Origin of the sequence: Luteibacter sp., from assembly GCF_036500425.1 — a bacterium.
Classification (GTDB): Bacteria; Pseudomonadota; Gammaproteobacteria; order Xanthomonadales; family Rhodanobacteraceae; genus Luteibacter.
In genome coordinates this window covers 1-3,136 of sequence record NZ_DASYCB010000065.1, presented here as the reverse complement: position 1 = coordinate 3,136, position 3,136 = coordinate 1, and the positions used below count along the sequence as shown (strand labels likewise).

The window sequence follows — 3,136 nt, the reverse complement described above, 5'->3', positions numbered from 1 at the left end:
CCAGCCAGGCCTGCTGCACCGGGTGGCGCCCATCGGCGGACAGCGCCTCAATGGTGACGATCTCGGCGCCCTGGGCCGCCTTGACCGGCAGGATGCAGGTGCGCTGCGCCTTGCCGTTCATGTGCACCGTGCAGGCGCCGCACTGGGCGATGCCGCAGCCGAATTTCGTGCCGGTCAGCCCGACGATATCGCGAAGCACCCAAAGCAGAGGCATCTCCGGCGGCACATCGACCTGCCGGTCTTCCCCGTTCACACGAAGCACGATCATGCGCGACTCCTCCTGGCTGCCGAGGACGACGCCGCGGCGTTCGCTGGGGTACGTGTCAGGTGGAGCTTACGCCGATCCGAGCCCGCTGGAACGCCAGAATGGCCGGTTCGCTGACATCGCGAGCGTTGATCGTTCCGCATGATGCGTGTGGCTGCTTGCACGTCCTTGCGCTGTGTTTTGCAAGGGAATCCACCGGTTCACTCAGTTCTGCCGGTTCACGTCGCAAGTGGCGCCGACCTTTAGGAGCTTTCCTAATAGGCCGCGCATCTTCGCCCTACTACGTTGTCGCCGTGCCGTGAGGCACCTTCCCCCGATACGCAAGGAGGCTCCATGAAACGATTTACCCGCACAGCCACATTTCCCGCCATCGCCCTGCTCGCCCTGGCCACGGCGCCCTCAGCGCACGCCCTCGACTACAATCCCACCCACGCCTACCCGGCGGGTTGCGTCGTCAGCTGGAAGAACGAGGTATTCAAGGCTAGATGGTGGACTGGCCCCGGCCACACCCCTGCCGAGGTCGATCATGCCGACGATCCCTGGGACACCTCCTGGGAGCGCGTCGCTCAGGGAACGCCCACCGGCTGCAGCGGTGAGCAGCCCATTCCCCCCGATCCGGGCCAGGGTGACCCCGGCAACCCGCGCGACGTACTGCTTAGCAAGTTGCTCGCCGATGAGCAGGCACTCGCCGCAGCATTTCCCATGATGGGTCCGGTGCGCGAGTCCATCCGCACGCTGGATAACGCCGCGGTCGAAGCCGTGCAGCCCGGCCGCGAACAGAATCCGGCCAACGTGCGCCGCGTTGAAGACATGGTCGACGCCGTGAAGTTTGACTACCTGTTTCCGCTACGCGCGCCGGAGTACAGCTACGAAGGCTTCCTGAAGGCGGTGGCCAAGTTCCCGGCTGTATGCGGTGAGGTAGCCACGCCGAATGAACCGGAAACGGTTTGCCGCAAGACCCTGGCCACCATGTTCGCCCACTTCGCACAAGAAACCGGTGCGCATGAATCCTGGCGCCCGGAGCCCGAGTACCGCCAGGGTCTGTTCTACGTGCGCGAGATGGGCATGGTCGAACAGTCCGACAGTTACAACGGCGGTTGTGGTGATGTGAACTGGGCGACCGAGGCCTGGCCGTGCGGCAAGTGGGCTGACGGTCGTTTCAAGAGCTACTTTGGCCGGGGCGCAAAGCAGCTCTCCTACCACTTCAACTACGGACCGTTCTCCGACGCCATGTTCGGCGACGTGAAGGTGCTGCTCGATGCCCCCGAGCGTGTCGCGGATACCTGGCTGAACCTGGCCAGCGCAACGTTCTTCTACGTTTACCCCCAGCCGCCCAAGCCGTCGATGCTGCATATCATTGATGGCACCTGGCAGCCGAACGCCGCCGATATCGCCGACGGTCGCCTGCCTGGCTTTGGCGTGACGACCATGGTGATCAACGGTGGGGTCGAGTGCGGCGGCACGGGGCCGGAACACGCGGCATCCGCCAACCGGATCAGCTACTACAGGGGCTTCGCTGCGACGCTTGGGGTCCCGGTGGACGAAAGCGAAAAGCTGGGCTGCCGGAATATGAAAGAGTTCACCGAGGCCAGCGCCGCCGCGCTTCCCATCTACTGGGAGAACAACTGGACGACTGACCCCGGTTGCAAACTGGTGAACTACCAGACCGCGTTCTCCGCATTGAAAGAGGGCGATTACGTCCGGTGCGTACGCAAGGCCTTCCCCGATGTCGAGATCATCGACGACGTAAACGGGGCCTAACGCAGCGGCTTGGCGGTCACGCCTTCGAAGGTCATCTTCACCGGCTGGATGGTGCCGTCGGCATTGAACACCATCCGGTCGATGCAGGTTTCGCGGTGGTTTCCATTCGTGTCGCCAAGGGGATGGCGGTGGTACACGATGTACCAACTGTCATCCTTGGCGACGTGGAACACCGAATGATGTCCCGCGCCTGTGCCGATCTTCGGATCGGTTTTCAGGATCGTGCCGATACGCTTGAACGGACCCATCGGCGAATCGCCGATGGCATAGGCCACGGAATAGTTCGGGCCGGTCCAGCCGCCCTCGGACCACATGAAGTAGTACTTGCCGTTGCGCTTGAACATCAGCGGACCTTCGACGTATTGGTCCGGGGTGATCTCTTTGTACACGGTGCCATCGGCCATCGGCTCGATCGCGGTGAAATCCGGTTTCAGCTTCGCGATGTTCGCGTGCTTCCAGCCACCGTAGATCATGTACCAGGTGCCGTCGTCATCGTGGAACGCGAACTGGTCGATCGGCTGCGCGCCGTTGTGGAAGGCGCCGATCAACGGCTTGCCTAGCAGATCCTTGAACGGACCGTCCGGCTTGTCGGCCACGGCCACGCCGATGCCACCGAGCTCCTTGTCGCTCTGGATATCGTTCGCAGCGAAGAAGAAATAGTACTTGCCGTTGTTCTTCACGACCGAAGGCGCCCACAGGGCCTTCTTCGCCCAGGGGATGTCACCGATGGCCAGTACATTGGCGTGCCTGGTCCAGTGGACCATGTCGGGCGAGGAGAAGGCATCGAAGCCGGTCTGCTTCGCGTATTCAAGCGAGGTGGTGGGATAGATCCAGTAGGTATCGTCGAAGATCGCCGCTTCCGGGTCGGCGTACCAGCCTGGAAACACGGGGTTACCCGAGTGGCCCGGCGGTGGTGTTGCACATGCCGCAGTGGATGCCAGCGCGCCCAGCAGCGCAAACCCAAGAGCCTTGCGAATCCCCATCCCGATCTCCCCACCCATTTGTACGACAAACCCCGATCCTAACCCGACACGGCGTTTCTGTCCCACCTGTAGGAGCGCGCTTGCGCGCGATGGGTGCTTGTCGCAAGGCCCATCGCGCGCAAGCGCG

General features: G+C 63.0%; 3 protein-coding genes. 1 reads left to right on the top strand and 2 read right to left on the bottom strand.

The features are described from left to right. A partial coding sequence (locus VGN46_RS16215; RefSeq protein WP_331645069.1) for a (2Fe-2S)-binding protein occupies positions 1-268 on the bottom strand: 268 nt, incomplete at its 3' end. A gap of 330 nt (positions 269-598) precedes the next feature. On the opposite strand from VGN46_RS16215, the gene VGN46_RS16210 reads away from it, so the two are divergent. After that, positions 599-2,026 (top strand): glycoside hydrolase family 19 protein, encoded by a 1,428-nt coding sequence (locus VGN46_RS16210; protein ID WP_331645067.1) that lies wholly within the window; start codon positions 599-601, stop codon positions 2,024-2,026. On the opposite strand, the gene VGN46_RS16205 is transcribed toward VGN46_RS16210, so the two are convergent. Continuing rightward, positions 2,023-3,009, bottom strand: coding sequence for a glycoside hydrolase family 43 protein (locus tag VGN46_RS16205; protein WP_331645065.1), 987 nt, complete (start codon positions 3,007-3,009; stop codon positions 2,023-2,025). The two genes, VGN46_RS16210 and VGN46_RS16205, sit on opposite strands and share 4 nt — an antisense overlap. Between the last annotated feature and the right edge of the window lie 127 nt (positions 3,010-3,136).